A 22,942-nucleotide genomic window follows, 5' to 3' on the forward strand; every position below is an offset into this window, starting at 1 on the left:
GTCTATTCCCTGTGCGTCGCGGCGCCGCTATCGTTGTGCCCAACAACAACCAGCCCCCCGCACAGGAGACAACACGATGCGCACACAAGTCGCCATCATCGGCGCGGGCCCTGCGGGCCTGCTGCTCGGGCAATTGCTGGCCAAGGCCGGTATCGAAGCTGTCATCGTCGAACAGCGCAGCCCCGACTACATCCTCGGCCGCATCCGCGCCGGCATCCTCGAGAGCGTGACCGCCGATGCGCTGGAACGCGCGGGCGTGGCCGGGCGCCTGCATCATGACGGCCTGGTCCACCACGGCATCGAACTGTCCTTCGGCGGGCAGCGCCACCGGATCGACTTCCACGAGCTGATCGGGCGCTCCGTCACCGTGTACGGCCAGACCGAAGTGACGCGCGACCTGATGGCTTCGCGCGAAGCCTGCGGCGCGCGCACCATCTACGACGCCGAAGACGTGAGCGTGCACGACTTCGATACGGCCACGCCCGTGGTGCGCTACCGCAAGGACGGCCAGCTGCACGAACTGCGCTGCGATTTCATCGCCGGCTGCGACGGCTTCCACGGCGTCACGCGGCGCAGCGTACCCGATTCTTCCAGGCGCATCTTCGAGCGGGTCTATCCGTTCGGCTGGCTCGGCGTCCTCACCGATACCCCGCCGGTGGCAGACGAGCTGATCTACGCCAGCCATGAACGCGGCTTTGCCCTGTGCAGCATGCGCTCGCTCACGCGCAGCCGCTACTACGTGCAGGTGGGCGCCGCCGAGCGCGTCGAAGACTGGTCCGACCAGCGCTTCTGGGACGAGCTGCGCGGCCGCCTCGACGCGAGCGCCGCCGAGGCCCTGGTCACCGGCGACAGCATCGAGAAGAGCATCGCGCCGCTGCGCAGCTTCGTGTGCGAGCCGATGCGCTTCGGCAACCTGTTCCTGGCCGGCGACGCCGCGCATATCGTGCCGCCCACCGGCGCCAAGGGCCTGAACCTGGCCGCCAGCGACGTGCTCTGCCTGGCCGACGGCCTGATCGCCCGCTACCTGCACGACGACGCCGGCGAGCTCGATGCGTACTCGCAGAAATGCCTGCGCCGCGTCTGGAAGGCCGAGCGCTTCTCATGGTGGATGACCTCGCTGCTGCACCGCTTCCCCGACGCGGACGACTTCGCCGTGCGCATCCAGCAGGCCGAACTGGACTACCTGACCGGTTCGCGCGCGGCCTGCATGTCGCTGGCCGAGAACTACGTCGGCCTGCCGTTCTGACAGCAGTCCAGAGGCTGGACCAAGCAAATCGAAGCTAGTCGAAGCAAACCGAAGCAGGACGAAGGCAGGGCGAGGTCCGCGCGGGCCTGCCGCGCGCCTTCGCACAGCCAGCAGACAGATACACAGAATCCGCCGCCAACGAGCGGCCCCCGTGGAGACAAAGCATGACGCCCCCAGACAGCGGCCGCCCGGCCGCAACCCATGATTCCGCGCGCCGGCCCGGCGCATCCGTCGACGTCCAGCAGTTCATCGACAGCCAGCCGTTTTCGCGCTTCCAGTGGATGATCCTGGTGCTGTGCTTCCTGATCGTCGCGGCCGATGGCTTCGATACGGCCGCGATCGGCTTTATCGCGCCGGTGCTGGCCAAGGAGTGGGGCATCGCGCGCGCCCATCTCGGACYGGTGCTGAGCGCGGCCCTGTTCGGGCTGGCCGCGGGCGCGCTGGTGGCGGGGCCGCTGGCCGACCGCTTCGGCCGCAAGCGCGTGCTGGTGGGATCGGTGCTGTGCTTCGGCGCATGGAGCGCGGCCTCGGCCTTCGCGGGCTCCATCGAGGCACTGACCGCGCTGCGCTTTCTCACCGGGCTCGGGCTCGGCGCGGCCATGCCCAACGCGGTCACCCTGATGTCGGAGTACGCGCCCGCGCGGCGCCGCTCGCTGGCGGTCAACGCCATGTTCTGCGGCTTCACGCTGGGCTCGTCGGCGGGCGGCTTTATCGCGGCCTGGCTGATTCCGCATCACGGCTGGCATTCGGTGCTGCTGGTGGGCGGCGTCGCACCGCTGATGCTGGCCGTGCTGCTGATGCTGTGCCTGCCGGAATCGGTCCGCTTCATGGTGGCGCGCCGGGCGGACGCGGCGCGCATTGCCGCCGCGCTGTCGCGCATCCGCCCCGGCGCACTGCGCGGCGACGAGCGCTTCCACATCCAGGAGCAGGCGCCCGGCGACGGTGCGGCGGCGACCTCGTCGCTGCGGGCCATCCTGATGCCGCGCTTCGCCATCGGCACGGTGCTGCTCTGGACCACCTACTTCATGGGCCTGCTGATCTTCTACCTGCTGACGAGCTGGCTGCCGACGCTGATCTCGGATGCTGGCTTCCCCATCGAGAAGGCCGCGCTGGTAACCGCGCTGTTCCCGCTCGGCGGCGGTATCGGCACGCTGGCGGTGGGGTGGCTGATGGACCGCGGGCATCCGTGGCGCATCGTGGCGGGCACCTATGCGCTGACCGGCGCGCTGGTCTACGCGGTGGGCCACGGCGCCGGCGACCTGTTCCTGCTGAGCCTGCTGGTGTTTGCCGCGGGCACCTGCATGAACGGCRCGCAATCGTCGATGCCGACGCTGGCCGCGGGCTTCTATCCCACCCAGTGCCGCGCCACCGGCGTGGCGTGGATGCTGGGCATCGGCCGCTTCGGCGGCATCGCCGGCGCGCTGCTGGGCGCGCAGATCCTGAGCATGGGATGGAGCTTCGGCAAGATCTTCGGGCTGCTCTCGCTGCCGGCCTTCGTCGCCACCATCGCGCTGCTGGCCGCTTCGGCGCGGTACTCTGGCGCCCACACCACCGCCAGCGCCATCGCCTCGAAAACGACATCGTGACCGCATGCCCGCACGCGGGCCGCGACCCGACGAAAATCTGAGCCCGCCGCCGCCGCCGCCCCGTCCCCGCCCCCCTTGCCGGATCCCGGGGCCGCCGCGCGGCTCGCCCTGCCGTTGCGCGGAGGGCCGCTGCGCATCTGTGCGCCTTCGGCATCAAATATGAGCCCGCTTGGTTCGCTGGCCCACATACCCTGCATGGCTACAGGCAGTAATCGCCACTACCGGCTTTGCCTGGCGCGGATGCGGGGCTTACCATGCAGAAACAGCCCGACTACAGGGCGGATGCACAGAGAGAAATCGTGGTGAGGCGGGGACATTTTGGCCAACTATCTGGAAGAGTACTGCTCGCGCATCCGGCGCGGGGCGGCTGCGTCCGTGATCGACAAGCCTGTACTGGTTGATCGCGATCGCATTTATTCAATGACCTACGTGCCGTTCGAGCACACGCATGCGGACGCACGGCTGGTGCTGGTAAGCACCACGCCCGGACATACCCATGTACAGCTCGCCGCGGAGCTGACCGAGCGCCTGCTGCAAAGGCACGCGCCCGGACGCACCATCCAGCGCGAGAACAAGCGACAGGTGGAGCTCGGCGGTCGGCTGGTACGGCCCAACCTGATACGCATGCTGGACCATTTCGGCATTGCGCAGCTGGTCGGCCTGCCGGGCGCCGCGGCGCTTTGGGGCGACGGCTTCGCGCAGCTGCAGCCGCTGGCCTTGCTGCCCTACGCCACCACGCGGCGTGGCCTGGCCTTCGATGGCGACCTGGAAGAACTGATGGCGGTGCCGATGCTGCGCGGCGTGTTCGAGGCGCTCTTCCTCGGACGGATCGGCCAGGCAGATCACGAAGTCCTGTATGTGGCGCTGGGGCGCACGGCGTGGTCCGCGCTGGGGCATGCCGTCGACCAGGGCCTGCTGCAGCGGCGGCAGTTGCTCGGCATGATGCCGGTGCCAGCGCGCGCCGGCAGCATGGTGAAGTATTTCCTGCGGCAGGTCAGCGCGGCCTCGCTTTCGCCGCGCGACCCGGTGCGCCACCGCACCGCCTGGCTCGACACGGCGCATGCCGAAATGACCCTGGCCGTGCGCCGGCAGCGCCAGCGCACGGCCGAAGCCGGCGCGGGTTCGCAGCACGCGACGGTGATCTGCCTGGAGGCCTGAAATCGGCCCGTATGCCGGACAAGTCACCCCACCTCGGTGGGGTGCATATGGCACTTTTGGCGGCCGTTAGTCTTCCGGGAGGGAATTGCCTCCCTCGTATTCCCGATCGGCGGCCCCTTGTGGCCGCCTCTTTTTTTCTTGCGCCTTTTCTTGGCCCTTTCTTGCGCCTTTTCTTGCGCCACAAGCCTCAGGCGCGCAGGTGCCAGACCCGCAGGTAGTGGAGCAGGTCCAGGCCATGCGTGCCATGGAACCACACATGGCGCGACAGCGACAACGCGCCGGCCCACGAAGCCGCCACCACCAGCAGGTCGCAGCGTCCGCTCTTCCACCAGTTCAGCGAATGCCGCCCGTAGATCCAGGGCACGCCCAGCGGGTTGGGCCAGTCAGCGAGCAAATGCATGATCCCGCCGCAGGCAAAGCCGAATGCCGGCGCGGCCAGCACGTGGCTGCCGAGCGCGCGGTGCGCGAACACCAGCAACGCGATCCAGGCAATGCCCCAGTGCGTCCACGTGCGATGCGTGATCCACAGGCGGCGCGACCTCGACCACCACGCCACCTCGAGCCAGTCCGGCGCGCCGCCGCCGGCCACGCCCGCCATGAAGGCCAGCGCGGCGCCCAGTTGATAGGCGCYGCCGGCGCCGGACTTGGCGACGACCGCGGCGGCGATCAGGCCCGCCGCCCATCCGGTGGCATGGTGTGCTTTGCTCGAAGCCATTGCGTGGGGCGCTTTGTGAAGCCATGAAAACGAAGGGGCGCAATGGTGGCAGATCGTCACGCAAAAGACCAGCGCGCCTTGCCTGCGGCCCGCCTGCGCGCTAAGTTGAAAGCGCTGGCGGCAGCGCCGCAGCAAATGCTCGCGAACGCTTGCGAATGCTTGCGATTGCTTTTGCAGGAGTTCACATGAAACAGCAGGCCAGGCAACTGCGCGCCACGCGGGTGGCCATGGGCTTCGCCGCGGCCCTGTGGCTCGCGCCGCCGCCCCAGGCCCAGCCGGTGGAATCCGGCCCGATGACGGTCGGCGGATCGCTGGTGGTGGAAGGCCCGCTCACCGTGCACGGGTCGCTCACCGCCGATGGCGGCGTGCTGGCGCATGGCCCGCTCAGCGCGGCGTGGTTCGCCACGCGGCCGCCCGTCTATGCCTTGCCGCCGGGCGCGCGCCCGCAGCGGGTCTTCCATGGCCCGCTCACCGTGCACGGCCCGCTGGTGGTGCAGGGCAATGTGCTGGTCAACGGCCCGCTCAATGTGGACGGGCCGATTTCCGCGTCGGGCGGAATCGAGGCGGACGGGCCCATGCGCGAACGCCGCGGCGGACGCTGACGCCGCCGCACGATCGCGGCGCAAGGTGGCCGGCAAACCCGCTCTTCTGCATTCCGATAAATAAATACTTCACAGCGGCGATGAAGGGCGCTACAATTGCGCCCCTCGCGACATGAAACAGCAAGGTGTTGCAAGCAGGTTTATGTCCCCTTCGTCTAGAGGCCTAGGACATCACCCTTTCACGGTGAGTACAGGGGTTCGAATCCCCTAGGGGACGCCAGTTTCGAAGGCATGCCGGCATGGCATGCCCCGACAAGCGCGTCGGAGACCGGTTTCGCCGGTTTCCACAAGCCAGTGTGGAGCGGTAGTTCAGTTGGTTAGAATACCGGCCTGTCACGCCGGGGGTCGCGGGTTCGAGCCCCGTCCGCTCCGCCACAGAAAACAGCCCGCCGTCAGGCGGGTTTTTTTCGTCTTCAGTTTTCAGTCTTCAGCTTTCGGCTTTTGCGTCTCGCGCGGCTTCGCGCGCCCCGCCCTTCAGGGCTGTGCCGCCGCGCGCGGCAGCCGGACCTGGAAACACGAGCCCCGCCCTTCCTCGCTGGTCACGCGGACCTCGCCTCCGTGCAGGTCGACCACCAGCCTGACCAGATAGAGCCCGACCCCCGCGCCCGCCGTGCCGGCCACGTTGCCGCCGCGCACGAAGCGCTCGAAGATATGGTCGCGGTCCTTGTCGGGGATGCCCATGCCGCGGTCCGACACCGACACGCTGAGCGCATCGGCGTCGCCTCGCACATACACGACGACCGGCGTGCCCGCGGGCGAGTACTTGATGGCATTGCCGATCAGGTTGCTGAAGGCCTGGAACAGCAGCCTGGCATCGCCATGGATTACCTCGCTGACGCCCGGGTCGACGATCTCCTCGATGCTCGCCGCCGGCGAGCTCTCGCGGTGCATGTCGCAGACTTCATGCACCAGCAGGCCCAGCGAAAAATCGACGCTGCGCAGCGTGGCCAGGCGCCCGCCGTCCAGCAGTTGCGAAGAGTCGAGCAGATGGTCGATGAGGGAGGTCATGCGGCGCACGGCGCCGCGGATGCGCCCGCAGCGCTCGGCCAGCACCTCGGCCGAAGGTGCTTCCTTCATGCGCATGAGACGCTGGGCATGGCCGTCGATGACGTTGAGCGGCGTGCGGAATTCGTGCGAGGCCATCGAGACGAAATTGCGCTGGAGCATGGCCATGCGCCGCTCGTTCTCCAGCGTGTCCTGCAGCATGGTGGTCTGCGCGGCCAGCGCGGCCTTGCTGCCCTCCAGCTCCAGCGTGTTGTCGCGAAAGCGCACCACCGCGCGCGCGATCTCGCCGATCTCGTCCTTGCGGCCGGCGCCCGGTATGTCCACATGCGGATCGTTGTCGGTGATGCGGTGCATGCGCTCGACCAGCGCCGCGATCGGGTTGGATACCGCCATGACCAGGTAGGCCACCGCGGCGATCACCAGGCAACAGGACACCAGGATGGCGCCGGCGATCAGCCGCCGCGCCTCCTGATAGGCATCGGCCTCGCGCGCGGTCGCATCGGCCGCGCCCGCCACGTTGCGCTCGGTCAGCACGCCGAGCGTGCCGTTGGCCCGCTCGAATGCGCGCCGCGACTCGCCGCGGTACAGCGCCACCGCCTGCGTGGTGTCTTTCTGGTGGGCCAGCGACACCACCTCGTCCACGCGCTGGCGGTAGGCCGACCACTGCGCGATGAACTGCTCGTAGAGCGCCCGTTCGGCCGGGTCGTGCGCGATCTTGCCGTAGCGCCCCTCCACTTCCTTGATTACGTCGTCGAGCTTGCCGATCTGCTCCTGCGCGGCGCGCAGGTCGGCGCGCGTGGTGGCGATCAGCGCGTCGCCCTCGAACGCGCGGTAGTCGGAAATATAATTATTGAGGTCGCCGAGGATGCGGTTGCTCTGCAGCCAGCGCCCGCTGATCTGCGCCGATACGCTGTGGAAGCTGCTCAGGCGATTGATGCCGAACAGCCCCACGCCTACCACCAGCAGCAGGAACAGCACGAAGACAAGCGAAAGCCGCACGCGTATCGGCCTGAGCATCGGCACCGAATCGGGCAGCCGGGCAAGCCGCCGCCCGAGCCCGCGGCGCACGCGGCGGCGGCCAGATGCCGGATGAAGCGAGTGATTCATGAGACTTTTATCCTGAAATTCGCTACGCTCTGCGCGTCCACCCCAGTCAATCAAGGATCGCCATGCCAGACGCCAGCCGCAAGATACTCTGCATCGAGGACGATGCGGAAACGGCCGCCCTGATTGCCGAGGAGCTGGTCGAGCGCGGCTTTGCCGTCAGCATCGCGCATGACGGCGAACAGGGATTTGCCGCCATCCTGCGCGATACGCCGGACCTGGTCCTGTGCGACGTGAGTATGCCAGTGATGACCGGCTTCGAACTGCTGGAGAAAATCGTCTCGCTGGCCCCGCGCTTCGCCGACATGCCGTTTGTCTTTCTCACCGCGCTGGCCCAGCGCGAAGCCGAACTCAAGGGCCGCAGGCTCGGCGCCGACGACTACGTGACCAAACCCGTGGATTTCGACATCCTCACCAGCATCGTCGATGCCAGGCTGGCCCGCGCGGCGCGCACGCGCCCGGGGCTGCACGCGGTGCAGTTGAGCGAGCGCGAGGTGGAGACGCTGGTATGGTCCGCGCGGGGCAAGACCTCCGGGGAGATCGCCAGCATCCTGGGCTTGTCCAAGCGCACCGTGGACTTTCACATCGACAATGCCCGCCAGAAGCTGGGCGTGGCCACGCGCATCGAAGCGGTGGTGAAGGCGGCTTCGGCCGGGATCATCAAGCCGTAAGGTGCGCGCAAGCCACGCGCGCGTCACACCGGGCGGCACGGACCCGCTCCCGGGCGGCCGCCCACTGTGATCAATCACAGTTTCGACCGCTCCCCATCCCAAATAGAATYTGCGCACTTTCACCGCTCCCGGAGCATGGGCCGGTTCGCCCGTGCCGACGTAATGAGCAGATTCCACCCGTCCCAACCTACGGCGACAGGCCACGACCTCGTCAGCGCGCATGCCCTTGTCCAGGAGCCGCGCCGCGCGACCACGCTGATCCATATCGGCGCGCGCGCGACGGGTGCGGGCGGCGACGCCGACCTTGCCACCTTCCTGCTGTCCGCCTGGCGCCGCCTGCACACGGCGAGCCGCCGTCCGCCGCGCTGCCCGCGCTGCGGCGAGCGCGCGGCCTTCCACAGCACGGACGAGGGCGGCCTGCCCCAGTTCCAGTGCACCGGTTGCCGCCAGCCGTTTACCCGCCTGACCGGCACGCCGGTGGGACGCCTGCGGCTGGGCGACAAGGCCGAGGCATTCTTTGGCCTGGCGTCGCGCCAGATCACCGTGGCGGAAGCCGCGCGGCGGCTCCTGATCAAGAGCGAGACCGTCAGGCACTGGTCGCTGCAGACCCGCCTGTGGCTGCTGTCGCTCGATCCGAAAGGCGACTGGGAGCGACGCATGCTGCTGGGCGTGCGCTACGCGGTGCTGCCGGAAGGCGGCCAGGTGAAGACGCTGGCCGCCACGCGCGAGTGCCGCTGCGCCGTGGCATCCGACGATAGCGATGCGCTCGCCGAAATCGAAAACCCGCCCCTGCTGGTGCGGGTGTGCCCTGTCTGCGAGCTGAAGGCGCACTAGCTCCGCACGAGGCCGCACCCCGCTGCGGCGGGACGCCGTCCCTGCGGCATTGCCCCGGCAGTCACGGCGCGGGCGTGGCGAGGTCCTCCTCCACGAAGCGCAGCAGCGCTTCCGCCAGGGCTTCGCGCGGGTAGGCATTCTGGGTGACGAACAGCGAGCCGACCGTGGGATGCGTGCGGGCGACCGGCACCGCCATGGCCCAGTGATCGGCATTCACATACCCCATCAAGGTGCTCGCGGGCACCACCTGGTCATAGAAGATGACCTGGCTGTCGTTGCGCGGATCCACCCGCGCGAGCTTGTCGTAGCTCGATGACAGGATCGACGAAATGCGCTCCGGCCGGGGGAACGTGACCAGCGAGTAGTAGTGCAGCTCGCGTGGCAGCGGATTGCGTGCCAGCCAGGCCTTGCGCACGGCGGGCCGCAGGCTTTGCACCGCGCCGCCGTCGCCGGACTGGCAGGTCGCGCCCGGGAAATGGCGCAACAGGTCCGCCTGGTATTGCTCGGCGTCGTTGGCCAGCGGCGAGCCGCCGACCGCCCCGGCCACGCTGACCACCGCCGCCAGCCGGCTGCGGATCTCCGGATACGCGACCACCGCTTCGAGGATGTCGGGCGCCCCTTTCGAGTAGCCAACCAGCACCAGGCGCGGCGCGCCCTCGGTCTGCGGCATGGCCATGATTGCATCGCGCACCTCGCGCGCATTGGTTTCGATGCCGGACAGGGCGTCGACCTCGAGCAGCCTGGCGTCATAGCCGAACTGCTGCACGTGCGTGGCGACCGTGCCGGGCGTCTTGAGCCACGGCGCGAAGCACTGGTAGCCGATGCCGGGCACCAGCAGCGCGACCAGGCCCCGCCTGGACTGGCCCAGGTCCACGGGCCGGCCGGTGCCGGCGGGCTCGTCGCCCACGCGGGTCAGGGCGTCGTCGCAGGGCCGCGCATCGGGCACGGCAGCGCCGCGCGCCTGCAGCACCGCGCAGTAGATCTCGCGAAAACGGGCCCGCCCGTCGCGCACGCCGGCCTGTGCCGCGGGCACGAGCGCAAGCGGCGGCGTATCCGCCGAGTAGGGCGTGAGCGGCTGGCCGGCGCATGCGCCAAGCGCGAGACAGGCGGCGATGACCGCGTTACTTGTGCGCATTGCCCTTCTCCCCGCCGGCGGCAGCGGCGGCGTCGCGCCGCTCCAGGTACGGCACCCAGTCCAGCAATTCCACGTCGGAGAGGCTCAGCGGGCGCGTGGCGAAGAACATCACCGCCCGCAGGCCATCGGTATGGTAGGCGGCGCCGGCCAGCGTCGCCCTGGGCTGTGCCCTGGGTGCCTGGCCCACGCCCTCGACGAAGCCCAGCTTGTCGAGGCCGCCCGAGTAGATCATGTCCTGCACCAGCAGGTTGCGCGCTTCGTCCACGTCCGGGTGCAGGACGAGGCTTGCCTGGTCCGGGGGCGCGAAGCGTCCGCCGAGCGGCCGACCGACCTGCACGAGATAGACCGGCTGGCCCTGGAAGCTGACCGGCGCGAGCCACACGCGCATCCACGTTGCCGGCGCGCCCTCCTGCGCCTGCTTGCGCAGCACCGTGTCCGGCGCGCGGCCGAAGACGTACTGCGCGGAATCGGCTTCGCGCGGGTCGCGCCGATAGTTGCGCCGCACCGCCGCCGTGCCGAGGTCGGCCAGCGCGCCGATGATCACGACATTGATCGGGTCACCCCGGGTGTTCCTGCTCGCATCCGTGGCGCAGGACGGCTGCCGCTCGAGCGCGCCGCGCAGCGCGGCGAGATCGCTGTAGTCCGTGACCCCGCCAGCCGGGTATTGGAACATGGTCTGCGAGAAGCGCGGGCTGGCCGCGTCGTCCGGCACGATGAGGAACAGGGAGAACGGCACGAGCGTCCTGGCCCCGAGCAGGTCGATGTTCACGAGCTTGGTGCCGCGGTCCGGATTGGTGAAGACGATGYCCGAGCGGGTCCCTCCCGGCGGAATCGGGTTCTTGAAACCGAGCCCGTTGAAGTGGGCGTCGATGCGTGCATTGGTGGCCCCGCCGAGCGGCGAGTGCATGGACCACGCCACTTCGAGCGGCGAGAAGTAATCCGGGTCGGTGCCCGAGCGCAGCAGCCACAGCACCTGCGGGCCACCGTTGTGCACTTCGACCCAGATCGGCTGCACATTGGTCTTGTTGACGTCGGCGCCGAACATGCGCTTGCTGTCGTCGGTGCCCAGCACCGCCGCGCTCACGCGTACGTCCTGCCTGTCGGCGCTGACGGCGCGCGCGCGCAGCGGGGCATCGTCCACGTCCTGCGGCGCCTGCCAGGTGGCACAGCCGGCCAGGCCGARCAAGAGGCTCGCCATGCGCGCCGTGCGATACCACCGCCCCGGCCCGCTCATGGCCGCGCGCCGCCGCTCGCGGTTGCGGTTGCGGACGTGTCTCCCACGCGCCACGGGAAGTACTCGATATCGGACAGCGACGTGGGCTTGCGATCGAATATCAGCAAGGTACGGTACCCGTTGGTGTAGTAAGGATCAGTGGTCAGGTTTTCCCGCGGCTTGTCTTGCGGGGCGGCACCCACGCCCCCCACGAAGCCGAGCTTTGCGAGATTCTGCGAGTAGGCCATGTCTTCGGTCAGCGCCGTGCGCGCCTCGTCGACGTCCGGGTCGATCTTGTGCGTCGTCAGCGTGGGCGAGTGGATGGTGAGGCGGCTGCCGATATCGCGGCTGATCTGGCCCACCCACACCGGCTTGCCGTGGTAGCGCATGGGACTCAGCCAGAGCCGCAGGTGATTGCGCTGGTGAATGGTGCCGCGGCCCTTCTGCAATGCCAGGTCCTGGGCCCGCCCGTACAGGAAGAGGTCGCTCACCGGCGCATTGAGGTAGCGCTCGCCGGACAGCGCGGAAGTCACCATCCGCGTGATCGCGCCCGCCCACCTGGCCTCGGTCGGGCGCCAGCCGCGGCGCACCAACGCCGGGAAGGCATCGTCGAGACCGCCCACGACCACCAGGTTCAGCGGATCGCCCAGTTTCGTGCCGTCCTTGTTGCCTGCGCAGCAAGGCAGGGCCTCGAGCGCGGCACGAAAGGCGTCGTCGTCCGTGTAGTCCACGATCTGGTCCGGCGCATAGATCTGGCGCCGGAAGACATCGCTGGCCTTGTAGTCGGCGCGAAAGCCCGGTACCACCATAAGGATCGAGAAAGTCGTTGCGCGCCCGCTCGCGACCAGGTCAAGCTGCACGAGCCGTGCCCCCTCGCTGGCGTTGGTCAGCACGAACCCCGTCACGGACTGGCCAGGCGCCACCGGATTGTGGAAGGCGAGCTGGTCAAAGCGCCGGGCGAGGTCGGCGCGCGTGGTCTGGGCGTCGGCCGGGGCAAACGCTTCGGCCGCCTCGGAGGCGGGGAAGAATGCCGGATCGAGGCCCGGCGACAGCAAGTAGTAGCTCTGGGAACCGCTGTTGCGTACCTCGACCCAGACCGGCTGCACGCCTTTTTGCGCCAGCGGAACGCCATACACCTCCGCGCTCTCCGCATCGGAGAGCACCGCCGCCGATACCTGCAGGCCATTCTCGCTGCGCGTCAGGGCGCGGCTCTTGTAGTCGCCTTCCGGCGCGGGCGGTGCCGCCGGCATGCAGCCGGCGAGCGCGCCGGCCACGGCGACTGCGCCCAGCGCTCGAATCACGATGCGGTCCATCGCGTCACCTCACTGCGGCGGGTAAGGGCAGAGGTCTTGCCGGCAGGGCCGGCGCATGCACCGGTCGGTGTCGCGCGGATGCCTGGAAAAGTATATGTCTCGCCGGGCGGCGCGGCGGGCCCCTTCAGGCCGCTTTGCGCGCGGTGCCTCAGCCGCCGGCGCGCTCGAACACTTCCCGCAGCCATTGCACGAACACGCGCACGCGGGAGGAGAGCTGGCGGTTCTGCGAATACAGCACCGAGACCGGCATCGGCGGGGGCGGAAATGCACCCAGCACCACCTGCAGGCGGCCCAGCCGCAGTTCTTCGGCCACGCGGTAGCGCGGCACCTGCACCAGCCCGAGCCCGGCCACCGAGGCACCTGTGTAGAGATCGGCGCCGGTGACCGAAACGGTGGCCGCCAGTTGCACCGCCGTCACGCGGCCATCCACGGTGAACTCCAGCGGTACCGCCTTGCCCGTGCCGCTGGAAATGTAATTGACCGCGCGATGCGCCGCGAGCGCCTCCGGGTGGTGCGGTTCGCCGTGCCCGGCCAGGTAGGCGGGGCTGGCCACGGTGACCTGCTCGAGCAGCGCCACGCGCCTGCCCACCATCGACGAGTCCTGCAGGTTGCCTGCGCGCAGCACGCAGTCCACGCCTTCGCGCACCAGGTCGACCAGGCGATCGTCCTCGCCGATATGCACCTCGAGGTCCGGGAACTGCGCCAGGAAGCCCGGCAGCGCCGGCACCACGAAGTGCCGCGCCAGCGTGCCCTGGAGGTTGACCCGCAGCAGCCCCTTCGGCGCCGTGTTGCGGAACGAACCTTCGGCTTCCTCCAGGTCCGCTATCAGGCGCACGCAGCGGCGGTAGTAGGCGTCACCGTCGTGCGTGAGGCGTACCGTGCGCGTGGTGCGCTCCAGCAGGCGCGCGCCCAGGCGCAGTTCCATGCGCTTGATCAGGTTGGTGATGGTGGCGCGCGGGATGCGCAGATCTTCCGCGGCCTGGGTGAAGCTCTGGCGCTCGGCGATGCGTACGAAGGCCTGCATTTCCTGAAAGCGGTCCATACGGCCTCATTGTTAAAGCAAACGGAGCAATGATATCAATTTAACGCCGATTATCTGCAGACCGGAATAGTCCATGATTCATTTCACCAACCCACCACTGCAAGGAAATGCATCATGAACACCACTGCAAGCACCGCGACCACCGCCACCACCAACGGCAAGGTCGCCATCGTCACCGGCGCCTCGCGTGGCATCGGCGCCGCCATCGCGCGACGGCTTGCCCGCGACGGCTTCGCAGTAGCCGTCAACTACGCCTCCGGCGCGGCGCCGGCCGAAGCGCTCGTGGCCGAACTCAAGGCTGCGGGCGCCACCGCCATCGCCGTGCGGGCGGATGTGTCGGATGCCGGGGAGGTGCGCCGCATGTTCGAGATCACCGAGCAGCAGCTGGGCAAGGTCGACGTGCTGGTCAACAACGCCGGCGTGCTCAAGACCGTTCCGCTCGCCGACACCAGCGACGCGCTCTACGACCAGACCTTCGACATCAATGTGCGCGGCACCTTCAACACCCTGCGCGAGGCCGCCGCCCGCATGGGCGAAGGCGGGCGCATCGTCAACTTCTCCAGCACCACGCTGGCGCTGAACATGCCCGGCTATGCGGTCTACAACGCCACCAAGGCAGCGGTGGAAGCGTTCACGCACGTGTTCGCCAAGGAACTGCGCGGCCGCAATATCACCGTGAACGCCGTCGCCCCCGGCCCGATCGCCACCGCGTTGTTCCTCGACGGCAAGACCGACGAGCAAATCCGGGCCTTCGCCGGGATGGCGCCGCTGCAACGCCTCGGCCAGCCGGAAGACATCGCCTCGGTCGTCGCCTTCCTCGCCGGCCCGGATGCCGGCTGGGTGAACGGCCAGATCCTGCGCGCCAACGGCGGCATTGCCTGATCCCTGCCGCGCCACGACAGGCCACCACGCCGACGCTCACCATATCCAGGGAGAACCACCATGCAGAACGCCAGCCGGCAAGTCATCCTCGTCACCGGTGCGGGCACCGGCATCGGCAAGCTCAGCGCCCGGGCGCTGGCCGAAGCGGGGCATATCGTCTACGCCACCATGCGCGACACGGACGGCCGCAACCGCGAGCACGCCCAGGCACTGCGCGCGCTCGCCACGTCCAGGAAGCTCGCGCTCCATCCGCTTGAACTCGATGTGCTGTCGCAGGAATCGGCCGATGCCGCCGCCGCGGCCATCGTGCGCGAGCAGGGCCGCCTCGACGTGGTGATGCAGAACGCCGGGCATCTGGTAGTCGGTCCCACCGAGGCGTTCACGCCCGAGGAAATGATGCGCGTGTTCGACACCAACCTGTTCGGTGCGCAGCGCGTGAACCGCGCGGTGCTGCCTTACCTGCGCCGGCAGGAAGCCGGGCTGATGCTGTGGATCAGCAGCACCACGACCAAGGGCGGTTTCCCGCCGTTCATGGGCCCCTATGGCGCGGCCAAGGCGGCCATGGATTCGCTGGCGGTGACGCTGGCCTACGAGCTGGCGCGCTTCGGCATCGAGACTTCCATCGTGGTGCCGGGCGCCTTCACCCGGGGCACCGCGCACTTCCCCAGCGCAGGCAAGCCGGCCGATGCCGCCACGGCCGCCGCCTACAGCCGCTACGACGGCGTGATGGACCAGATCGGCGAACGCCTCGGCGCGCTCACGCCCGAGGACGCCGATCCCCAGGCCGTGGCCGACGAGATCGTGCGCATCGTGGGCCTGGCCGCCGGCACGCGCCCGATGCGCTCGGTGATCGATTTCGTCGGCGACGGCGCGCGCGAAGTGCTGGAAGTGTCGGAACGCGTGCGGATCAGCTTCGCGCAACGCATCGGCATGGGCGACCTGCTCGAGGCCCGGATCTCGCGCTGAGCCCCGCGCGCCAACCATCAGGCGGGCCGCGCATGGCCCGCCGGCACACCCCCGGAGGGGCCATGAACCGATGGATCCGACTCGCATTCAACCTGCTGCTGCCGGCCCTGCTCGCCTCGTGCGAAGCCGGTCCCGCGGCGCACGCCGATGCCGCTCTCACCCAGGGCAAACCCATGAAAGCCTCGAAGACCTATCTGTACCTGCTGCGCAAGACGCCGTTCTTCACCAGCCTGGACAGCGAGCAGTTGCGCTGGACCATCGACCATTCGCGCGAATGGGAGGCGCAAGCCGGCACCGTGATCGCACAGTGCGAGCGCACCGGCGCGGCCGGCGGCGCGGACAATGCCGACGTCTGGATCCTGCTCGACGGGGGCTGGCAACTCGAGCACGCAGGCAAGGCCTATCCCGCCGGCCATGCCGACCCGGGCAACTGGTTCAGCGCGCGCCAGGCCACGGGCGACTGCCGCCTGGTCGCCACCGGGCACAGCTACGTCATGCGCATCGCACGGGCAGAGTTCGACGACATGGTGGCGCGGGGCTTTGCCTTCGGCCGGCACCTGGATGCAGGGATGCGCCACTACCGCGCGATCTTCGGCGCCGCGGCGCAGGCCGCCGGCAGCCCCGGCGCGCAGGCCGCGCCGTAGCGCACCAGGCCGCCGCGCGGGCAAACGCGGTGGCCCCTGCCTACAATGGGAGTTACCCTCCACGACCGACAATCACCCACACATGACCATGCATCGGGCTTCAAGGCGGCCTTCCTGGATCAAGCGACTGGCGGGCCTGCTGGCCTGCAGCGTCCCGCTGTGGGCAGCCGCGCCGGCGCATGCACAGTCCGCGCAGCCTGGCGTGGCATTCTCCGCGGGCCAGCCCGGCGGTACGCTGCCGGCGGGCTGGAAGAACCTGCCGGTTGCGCAAGGCAAGGCATCGACCCGCTACAGCCTGGTGGCCGACGGCCGCACCACCGTGCTGCAGGCGGACGCCACCGCCTCGGCCTCGGCGCTGATGCATGAGGGCGACATCGACCTCGTCGCCACGCCCCAGCTGAGCTGGCGCTGGAAGATCGATCAGCCCATCGCCAACGCCGACAACCGCGTGGCCGCCCAGGAGGACGCGCCGGCACGGCTGGTCTTCATGTTCGACGGCGACAAGGGAAAACTCTCGCTGGGCGACCGTACCGCCATGCGGCTGGCCAAGACGCTGGCCGGCGAGGAATTGCCCTATGCCACGCTGATGTACGTCTGGTCCGACAGCGCGCCGGCCGGCACCATCATCGACAACCCGCATACCTCGCGGGTCAAGATGATCGTGGTGTCGGGCAGCCCGGACGGCGCAGGCAAATGGCTGTCGCTGAGCCGCAACGTGGCGCAGGATTACAAACGCGCCTTCAACGAAGCGCCCGGCAAGCTCACCGCCTACGGCCTGCTCACCGACACCGACAACACCGGCGCGACCGCGCGCGCATGGTACGGCGATCTCCGCTTTTCGGCGGGGAAATGACGCCGGACGGGGACAGCGGGCGGATGGCCGGCCTGTACTTCCTCAATCCGCGTGGATTCCCCGCTCGCGGATCAGCTTGCCCCACTTCTGGGTCTCGTCGGCCAGGTGCTTGCCCAGTTGCGCCGGCGTGCTGCCGATCGGCTCGGCGCCGATGCCGGCCAGGCGGGTGCGCACCGAAGGCTTGGCCAGCGCGGCCACCATGGCCTGGTTCAGGCGCGTGACCACGGCGGGCGGCGTCCTGGCCGGCACGAAGGCGGCGAACCACGGCGACAGGTCATATCCCTTGACGCCGGCTTCGGCCATGGTGGGCACGTTCGGCAGCGCGCTGGAGCGCTTGCTGGTGGTGACCGCGATCGCCGTGAGCTTGCCGGCATCGATATGCGGCTTGGCCGAGGTGATGCTGTCGAACATGTAGTCGACCTGGCCGCCGAGCAGGTCGGTCATGGCGGGGCCGCTGCCCTTGTACGGCACGTGCAGCATCTTGACCTCGGCCAGCGAGGTGAAGAGCTCGCCGGCCAGGTGGATCGAGGTGCCGTTGCCGGCCGACGCGTAGGTGTACTTGTCCGGGTTGGCGCGCGCCGCGGCGATCAGGTCGGGCACCGTGGCCGGCAACTTCTTGACCTTGCTCGTGACCAGCACATTGGGCACCACCGCCAGCAGCGAGACCGGGGCGAAGTCCTTCACCGGGTCATAGTTCAGGCGGCCGTACAGAGCCGGATTCACCGCCATGCCGTTGGCCACGATGATCAGCGTGTAGCCATCCGCGGGCGAGCGCGCCACCATCTCGGCGCCGATATTGCCGCCCGCGCCGGGGCGGTTTTCCACCACGATGGCCTGGCCGAGCGAGGCCGACATTTCCTCGCCCAGCGTGCGGGCGATATTGTCCATGGCGCCGCCGGCGGGGAATGGCACGACCCAGCGGATCGGCTTCTCGGGCCAGGTGCCGGCGTGGGCCGCGGGCGTCGCGGCCAGGGTGGCCAGTGCGCAGGCGGCGCCCATGGCAAAGGCGCGCAGGAATGGCAGGCGCATCAAAGTCTCCTCTTGGATTTATGGAATCGGGATCGGGGGCCAGAATGGAAAGCGGCGCGCAGGCAATGCAGGCATCCAGGCGTTGCGCGGCGCCGCCGTGCTACTTGATCGACGAGGGATGCTTGGCCAGCGGCGTGACGTGGATCTCCATGTACGAGAACAGCGGCAGGCCGGACAGCATGGCGTGCAGTTCGTCGTTGGTCTCGGCATCGAAGACGCTGTAGTTGGCGTACTCGCCCACCACGCGCCAGATATGCGGCCACTTGCCCTGGCGCTGCAGGTCCTGCGAATACGCCTTCTCGCGCGCCTTGATCTCGTCTGCCTGCGCCGCCGGCATGTCGGCCGGCAGCTTTACGTCCATTCTCACCAGGAACAGCATGTTCTCGTCCTTGTTGCGTTCTTTGCGTTAATCGATCGCCGCGGCCAATCAGGCGCGGCGGTAGTGCGTCAGCTTGTCTTCATCCAGCGTCAGGCCCAGCCCCGGGCCCTCCGGCAGGTGCAGCGCGAAGTCGCGGTATTCGGGGCGTGCCGTCACCACGTCGTCCTTGAGCAGCAGCGGGCCGAACAACTCGGTGCCCCAGGCCAGGCGCGGCAAGGTGCAGAAGCCATGCGCGGCGGCGATGGTGCCCACGCTGCCTTCGAGCATGGTGCCGCCGTACAGCGCGATGCCGGCGGCATCGCCCACCGCCGCGGTGCGCAGCATCTCGAAGATGCCGCCCGACTTGGAGATCTTCAGCGCGAACACGTCGGCGGCGGCCAGGCGCGCCAGCTCCATGGCATCCTCGGGTCCGCACACCGCTTCGTCGGCCATCACCGGCACCACGAAACGGGCCGCCAGGCGGGCCAGCGCGCCGCGCTGCTCGCGCGGCACCGGCTGCTCCACCAGATCGATGCCGGCGGCTTCCAGCATGGCGATGCCGGTGGCGGCGTCGGCCTCGTTCCAGGCCTGGTTGACGTCCACCGTGACGCGGGCGCGGTCGCCCAGCGCGCGCTTGATGGCCGAGACGTGCGCCACGTCGTCACGCACGGAACGGCGGCCGATCTTGAGCTTGAAGGTGTTGTGCCGGCGCGCCGCCAGCAGGGACTCGGCCTCTTCGATGTCGCGGCCGGTATCGCCGCTGGCGAGGGTCCACAGGCAGGCCAGGTTGGGACGCACGGCGCCGCCCAGCAGTTCGGACAGCGGCAGGCCCAGGCGTTTGCCCTGGGCGTCGAGCAGCGCGCTTTCCAGCGCCGACTTGGCAAAGCGGTTGCCGCGCGCCACCGAGCCCAGGCGCTGCATGGCGGCGTGGATATTGCACGCGTCGATGCCGGCAAGCGCGGGCGCCAGGTAGGTATCGATGGTCAGCTTGATGCCTTCGGGACTTTCGTCGCCGTAGCTCAGGCCGCCGATGGTGGTGGCTTCGCCGATCCCCTCGATGCCGTCGCTGCAGCGCAGCCGCACGATGACCAGGGTCTGGCGCTGCATGGTGGTCATGGCCAGCTGGTGCGCGCGAATGGTGGGCAGGTCCACCAGGATGGCTTCGACGGAGGCGACGGTTGCTTTCATGCTGAGTGACTACCTTTATGTCTACCGGGGTATGAAATCGCTGGCGGTGCGCCGGCAATACGCTCCCATGCAGTATGTGGCTTGACATTGCGGGTGTCCAAGACCGAGTATGTCCCGATCAATACCTTGAAAGTATGAAAGGACATGGCCATGGAGCTTCGCCACCTGCGCTATTTCCAGGCCGTCGCGGCCGAGCTCAACTTCACCCGCGCCGCCGAGCGCCTGCATATCGCCCAGCCGCCGCTGTCGCGCCAGATCCGCCAGCTGGAGGATGAGCTCGGCACGGTGCTGCTGGACCGCTCCTCGCGCACGGTGCGCCTGACCGAAGCGGGCCGCTTCCTGCTGGAGCAGTCGCTCCAGCTCAACCAGCGCATCGACGAGATCATGGAAGGCACGCGGCGCATCGGCCGCAACGAAAAACACTGGTTCGGCATCGGCTTCGTGCCGTCGGTGCTATACGGCTTCCTGCCCGAGCTGATCCGCCAGGTGCGCGGCTCCGACACGTCGCTGGAAGTGAGYCTGTCCGAACTCACCACGGTGCAGCAGGTAGAAGCGCTCAAGGCCGGGCGCATCGATATCGGCTTTGGCCGCATCGTGCTGGATGATCCCGCCATCACCCGCAGCGTGGTGATGGCCGAGCCGCTGATGGTGGCGGTGCCGGGCGGCCACCCCGCGCTGGGCCGCGCGCCGATGACGCCGGACCAGCTCGCCACCTATCCGTTCGTGCTCTACCCCGCGCGGCCACGGCCGAGTTACGCCGACCATGTGCTGGCGCTGTTCCGCACGCGCGGCCTGCAATTGCGCGTGGTGCAGGAAGCCAACGAGCTGCAGACCGCCATCGGCCTGGTCGCTGCCGGGCTGGGCATCTGCCTGGTGCCGGCCTCGGTGCAGCGGCTGCATCGCGACGACGTGGCCTATGTGCCGATCAATGCCCCCGGCTTCACCTCGCCGGTGATGATGAGTTACCGTGCCGACGACCGCTCGGCACTGCTGGCCGAGGTGATCGCGCGCGTGGGCGAGCTGGCGCAGGCGCCGCGCCAGGGCTGACCGGCACGCTCCGGGGACGCAAAAAAGCGGGGTCTATCCCATGAATGGGTGATGCGCCCCGGCGGGCCGCTTTGTAGAGTGGTCGCGCAAAAAAGATACGGGGAAATCATGCCGCTGCACTCGGGGCCGCTCATGGGCCATGTCGCTGGCCGACGACGTGGCCGTCATCCGCTCATCACGCTGTTCCATGCCTGCGCGCACACCTTGCGCGAGAGCTGGCGCGACATGCAAGGTGAGGTAGCGCTCACCGTCGAGACCCGGCCGGCACGAGCGGCCGGGCAGGTCCGGCACGGCGCCTGGCGCCTGCAGCTCAGCTACGACGACACCCCGCTCACGCCTGGCGCGCCGCGCCTCACCGCCACCGCCGCGCTGCTGCGCGCGGACGGCACCGATGTCACCGCAAGCCAGCCGCCCGCGGCCTGGACCTGGCGCCAGGCTTCCGGCCTGTCGATGCGGGCCGGCTATGGCGCCGTCACCGTCGATACCGATGGGGCGGCGAGCGCTGTTTCCGTGTGCCCGCGCGGCGTCAGCCTGTCGCTCTCCGGCACCAGCCGCCCGGCCTGCCAAGACCTTGCGGCGGGTGTGGAAGTCACGGTCCTGCTGGCCAGCGGCGAGCGCCTGAGCCAGCGCGTCCAGGCAGGGCTGCCTGGCACGGAATAGAATTTCCGCGGGCGTTCACGGACGTTCGCGGGAATTTTCACGGATTTCCGGAGCGATCCGGACATCGAGATGTGAGGAGAGCCCGCCACCAGAAGTGGCGGGCATCTTTCAGGCCGGCGTCGAATCCGGCAAGCGGTTATTGTCCGCGTTGCCGTTTTCTTCGTCGGGCCAGCTGCGCCCGACCATCCATTCGTACAGCGTGGGCAGCACGATCAGCGTCAGCATGGTGGCCGTGATCAGGCCGCCGATGATGACGATCGCCAGCGGCCGCTGGGTCTCCGAGCCGATGGCGCGCGAGATGGCCATCGGGAACAGGCCCAGCATGGCCAGCAGCGCGGTCATCAGCACCGTGCGCAGGCGGTCCATCGAACCGGTCAGCACGGCCTGTCGCACCGGCATGCCCTCGTCGCGCAGCTGGTTGAAGTAGGTCACCATCACCACGCCGTTGAGCACGGCCTGGCCGAACAGCGCGATAAAGCCGATGGCCGCCGACACCGRCAGCGGAATGCCGGTGAGGAACAGCGCGAACACGCCGCCGATCAGCGCGAACGGAATGTTCGAGATGATCAGCGTGGCGCTCTTGAACGACTTGAAGGCGTTGAACAGCAGCAGGAAGATCACCAGCACCGACAGCGGCACCACGATCGACAGGCGTGCCATGGCGCGTTCCTGATTCTCGAACTCGCCGGACCAGCTGATCTTGACGTCGTCGGCCTTGACGTTCTTGGCCACCAGCGCCTGCATGTCCTTCACCACGCTGCCCATGTCGCGGTCGTGGATGAAGATGCCGATCGACGTGGTGCGCTGGCCGTTCTCGCGGCTGATGTTCATCGCGCCCGAAGCGGCGCGGAAGTGCACCAGTTGCGACAGCGGCACCTGCGCGCCGTCGGCGGTCTGCATGAAGATGTTCGGCAGGTTGGGCAGCTCGCGCTCGCCCGGCTTCWGGCGCACGGCCACGCTGAAGTGCTTCTCGCCTTCCCACAGTTCGGTGGCGGCCTTGCCGGCCAGCGCGGTCTCCATCAGGTCCTGCACGTCGGCCACGTTGATGCCGTAGCGGGCGGCCTGGGCACGGTCGAAGTCCAGCACGTACTGCGGCAGTTCGCCGTCGCGGTCGATGAAGGCGCGCATCACGCCCTTGACCGACTGCACGTTGGCGAGGATCTGGTCGGCCACGCGCTTGTTGTGCTCGAGGCTGTCGCTCTGCACCTTGATCACGATCTGGCCCTTGATCTGGGAGATGCTCTCGAGGATGTTGTCGCGCACCGGCTGCGAGAAGTTGGGCTCGATGCCGGGCAGCTGGCGCAGGTTGGCGTTGATCTCGTTGATGATCTTGCGCTTGTCGTAGCCGGCGCGCCACTGCTTGTCGTTCTTCAGGTCGACCAGGATCTCGACGGTGTTGATCAGCTTGGGATCGGTGCCGTCGTCGGGGCGGCCCACCTTGGAGATGGTGGTGTTGACCTCGGGCGTCTTGCGGATCACGGTGCGCAGGCGGCGGGCCTGGTCGCGTGCCTCGTCGAGCGAGACCGAGGCCGGCAGGTCGAAGCTGACCCACATCGAGCCTTCGTCCAGCTCGGGAAGGAACTCGCTGCCGAGGAATTTGCCCACGCCGACGGTGGCCACCAGCAGGCCCAGCGCGATGCCCACCACGGTGCGCTTGTGGTCCAGCGCCCAGGCCAGCATCGGTTCATAGA

22 protein-coding genes and 2 tRNA genes are annotated in these 22,942 nt (G+C 68.7%); 14 read left to right on the forward strand and 10 right to left on the reverse strand.

Annotated features, from left to right (window positions below; all coding sequences use genetic code 11):
• The first annotated feature begins 76 nt into the window (after window positions 1-76).
• From pobA to AC1DO7_RS24520, 3 genes are all read left to right on the forward strand, one after another.
• On the forward strand, window positions 77-1,246 hold the full coding sequence (gene pobA, locus AC1DO7_RS24510) for a 4-hydroxybenzoate 3-monooxygenase (RefSeq protein ID WP_441611972.1): 1,170 nt from the start codon (window positions 77-79) through the stop codon (window positions 1,244-1,246).
• 164 nt (window positions 1,247-1,410) lie between these two features.
• A complete protein-coding gene (locus AC1DO7_RS24515) occupies window positions 1,411-2,832 on the forward strand; it encodes an aromatic acid/H+ symport family MFS transporter (protein WP_477116666.1) in 1,422 nt (473 codons plus the stop codon).
• Window positions 2,833-3,150: 318 nt separating this feature from the next.
• Window positions 3,151-3,990 carry a hypothetical protein gene (locus AC1DO7_RS24520; protein WP_441611970.1) on the forward strand — a complete coding sequence of 280 codons (840 nt, stop codon included), beginning with the start codon at window positions 3,151-3,153 and terminating at the stop codon, window positions 3,988-3,990.
• 187 nt (window positions 3,991-4,177) lie between these two features.
• On the opposite strand, the gene AC1DO7_RS24525 is transcribed toward AC1DO7_RS24520, so the two are convergent.
• Window positions 4,178-4,705 (reverse strand): metal-dependent hydrolase, encoded by a 528-nt coding sequence (locus AC1DO7_RS24525; RefSeq protein ID WP_477116667.1) that lies wholly within the window; start codon window positions 4,703-4,705, stop codon window positions 4,178-4,180.
• Window positions 4,706-4,890: 185 nt separating this feature from the next.
• Here AC1DO7_RS24525 and AC1DO7_RS24530 point away from each other — a divergent pair, with 185 nt between their 5' ends.
• The 3 genes from AC1DO7_RS24530 to AC1DO7_RS24540 all read left to right on the forward strand — a co-directional run bounded on the left by AC1DO7_RS24530 (window position 4,891) and on the right by AC1DO7_RS24540 (window position 5,682).
• Window positions 4,891-5,307: a hypothetical protein gene (locus AC1DO7_RS24530; RefSeq protein ID WP_441611968.1), complete on the forward strand. Its 417-nt coding sequence runs from the start codon at window positions 4,891-4,893 to the stop codon at window positions 5,305-5,307.
• A gap of 144 nt (window positions 5,308-5,451) precedes the next feature.
• Window positions 5,452-5,527 (forward strand) — tRNA-Glu (locus AC1DO7_RS24535).
• A gap of 78 nt (window positions 5,528-5,605) precedes the next feature.
• Window positions 5,606-5,682, forward strand: a tRNA-Asp gene (locus tag AC1DO7_RS24540).
• Between the two features lie 99 nt (window positions 5,683-5,781).
• Here the strand turns inward: AC1DO7_RS24540 and AC1DO7_RS24545 are convergent.
• Window positions 5,782-7,419, reverse strand: coding sequence for a sensor histidine kinase (locus AC1DO7_RS24545; protein WP_441611967.1), 1,638 nt, complete (start codon window positions 7,417-7,419; stop codon window positions 5,782-5,784).
• Between the two features lie 62 nt (window positions 7,420-7,481).
• Here AC1DO7_RS24545 and AC1DO7_RS24550 point away from each other — a divergent pair, with 62 nt between their 5' ends.
• The gene (locus tag AC1DO7_RS24550; protein ID WP_441611966.1) at window positions 7,482-8,087 is read left to right on the forward strand and encodes a response regulator; all 606 of its coding nucleotides are present in this window, start codon (window positions 7,482-7,484) and stop codon (window positions 8,085-8,087) included.
• Between the two features lie 162 nt (window positions 8,088-8,249).
• Entirely contained in the window at window positions 8,250-8,921 is a 672-nt protein-coding gene (locus AC1DO7_RS24555; protein WP_441611965.1) for a DUF746 domain-containing protein, read from the forward strand.
• A 61-nt stretch (window positions 8,922-8,982) separates the two neighbouring features.
• Here the strand turns inward: AC1DO7_RS24555 and AC1DO7_RS24560 are convergent, their stop codons facing one another.
• The 4 genes from AC1DO7_RS24560 to AC1DO7_RS24575 form a co-directional block, all read right to left on the reverse strand.
• Window positions 8,983-10,056, reverse strand: coding sequence for a lipase family protein (locus AC1DO7_RS24560; protein ID WP_441611964.1), 1,074 nt, complete (start codon window positions 10,054-10,056; stop codon window positions 8,983-8,985).
• The gene (locus AC1DO7_RS24565; RefSeq protein ID WP_477116668.1) at window positions 10,043-11,254 is read right to left on the reverse strand and encodes an LssY C-terminal domain-containing protein; all 1,212 of its coding nucleotides are present in this window, start codon (window positions 11,252-11,254) and stop codon (window positions 10,043-10,045) included. The genes AC1DO7_RS24560 and AC1DO7_RS24565 overlap by 14 nt, the downstream gene beginning before the upstream one ends.
• 32 nt (window positions 11,255-11,286) lie before the next feature.
• Window positions 11,287-12,582: an LssY C-terminal domain-containing protein gene (locus tag AC1DO7_RS24570; protein ID WP_441611962.1), complete on the reverse strand. Its 1,296-nt coding sequence runs from the start codon at window positions 12,580-12,582 to the stop codon at window positions 11,287-11,289.
• Window positions 12,583-12,730: 148 nt separating this feature from the next.
• Window positions 12,731-13,624 carry a LysR family transcriptional regulator gene (locus AC1DO7_RS24575; protein ID WP_441611961.1) on the reverse strand — a complete coding sequence of 298 codons (894 nt, stop codon included), beginning with the start codon at window positions 13,622-13,624 and terminating at the stop codon, window positions 12,731-12,733.
• Between the two features lie 114 nt (window positions 13,625-13,738).
• Between AC1DO7_RS24575 and AC1DO7_RS24580 the strand changes: the two genes are divergently transcribed.
• From AC1DO7_RS24580 to AC1DO7_RS24595, 4 genes are all read left to right on the forward strand, one after another.
• Window positions 13,739-14,506 carry an SDR family oxidoreductase gene (locus tag AC1DO7_RS24580; protein ID WP_441611960.1) on the forward strand — a complete coding sequence of 256 codons (768 nt, stop codon included), beginning with the start codon at window positions 13,739-13,741 and terminating at the stop codon, window positions 14,504-14,506.
• 60 nt (window positions 14,507-14,566) lie between these two features.
• A complete protein-coding gene (locus AC1DO7_RS24585) occupies window positions 14,567-15,472 on the forward strand; it encodes an SDR family oxidoreductase (RefSeq protein ID WP_441611959.1) in 906 nt (301 codons plus the stop codon).
• 62 nt (window positions 15,473-15,534) lie between these two features.
• Window positions 15,535-16,116, forward strand: a complete 582-nt coding sequence (locus tag AC1DO7_RS24590; RefSeq protein ID WP_441611958.1) for a cyclic nucleotide-binding domain-containing protein — start codon at window positions 15,535-15,537, stop codon at window positions 16,114-16,116.
• Between the two features lie 82 nt (window positions 16,117-16,198).
• Window positions 16,199-16,969: a DUF3047 domain-containing protein gene (locus AC1DO7_RS24595; protein ID WP_441611957.1), complete on the forward strand. Its 771-nt coding sequence runs from the start codon at window positions 16,199-16,201 to the stop codon at window positions 16,967-16,969.
• A gap of 42 nt (window positions 16,970-17,011) precedes the next feature.
• Here the strand turns inward: AC1DO7_RS24595 and AC1DO7_RS24600 are convergent, their stop codons facing one another.
• From AC1DO7_RS24600 to AC1DO7_RS24610, 3 genes are all read right to left on the reverse strand, one after another.
• Window positions 17,012-17,998 (reverse strand): tripartite tricarboxylate transporter substrate binding protein, encoded by a 987-nt coding sequence (locus tag AC1DO7_RS24600; RefSeq protein ID WP_441643118.1) that lies wholly within the window; start codon window positions 17,996-17,998, stop codon window positions 17,012-17,014.
• A 100-nt stretch (window positions 17,999-18,098) separates the two neighbouring features.
• Window positions 18,099-18,377, reverse strand: a complete 279-nt coding sequence (gene catC / locus AC1DO7_RS24605) for a muconolactone Delta-isomerase (protein WP_441611954.1) — start codon at window positions 18,375-18,377, stop codon at window positions 18,099-18,101.
• A 48-nt stretch (window positions 18,378-18,425) separates the two neighbouring features.
• Window positions 18,426-19,544 carry a muconate/chloromuconate family cycloisomerase gene (locus tag AC1DO7_RS24610; RefSeq protein ID WP_441611953.1) on the reverse strand — a complete coding sequence of 373 codons (1,119 nt, stop codon included), beginning with the start codon at window positions 19,542-19,544 and terminating at the stop codon, window positions 18,426-18,428.
• 150 nt (window positions 19,545-19,694) lie between these two features.
• Here AC1DO7_RS24610 and AC1DO7_RS24615 point away from each other — a divergent pair, with 150 nt between their 5' ends.
• Both AC1DO7_RS24615 and AC1DO7_RS24620 read left to right on the forward strand, forming a co-directional pair.
• Complete coding sequence (locus AC1DO7_RS24615) at window positions 19,695-20,591, forward strand: LysR family transcriptional regulator (RefSeq protein WP_441611952.1); 897 nt, start codon at window positions 19,695-19,697, stop codon at window positions 20,589-20,591.
• Window positions 20,592-20,699: 108 nt separating this feature from the next.
• Entirely contained in the window at window positions 20,700-21,251 is a 552-nt protein-coding gene (locus tag AC1DO7_RS24620; protein WP_441611951.1) for a hypothetical protein, read from the forward strand.
• A 108-nt stretch (window positions 21,252-21,359) separates the two neighbouring features.
• Here AC1DO7_RS24620 and AC1DO7_RS24625 read toward each other — a convergent pair.
• Window positions 21,360-22,942 (reverse strand): efflux RND transporter permease subunit (locus AC1DO7_RS24625; protein WP_477116669.1); only part of this gene is annotated, 1,583 nt, incomplete at its 5' end.

Source organism: Cupriavidus sp. 05N40, assembly GCF_056397305.1.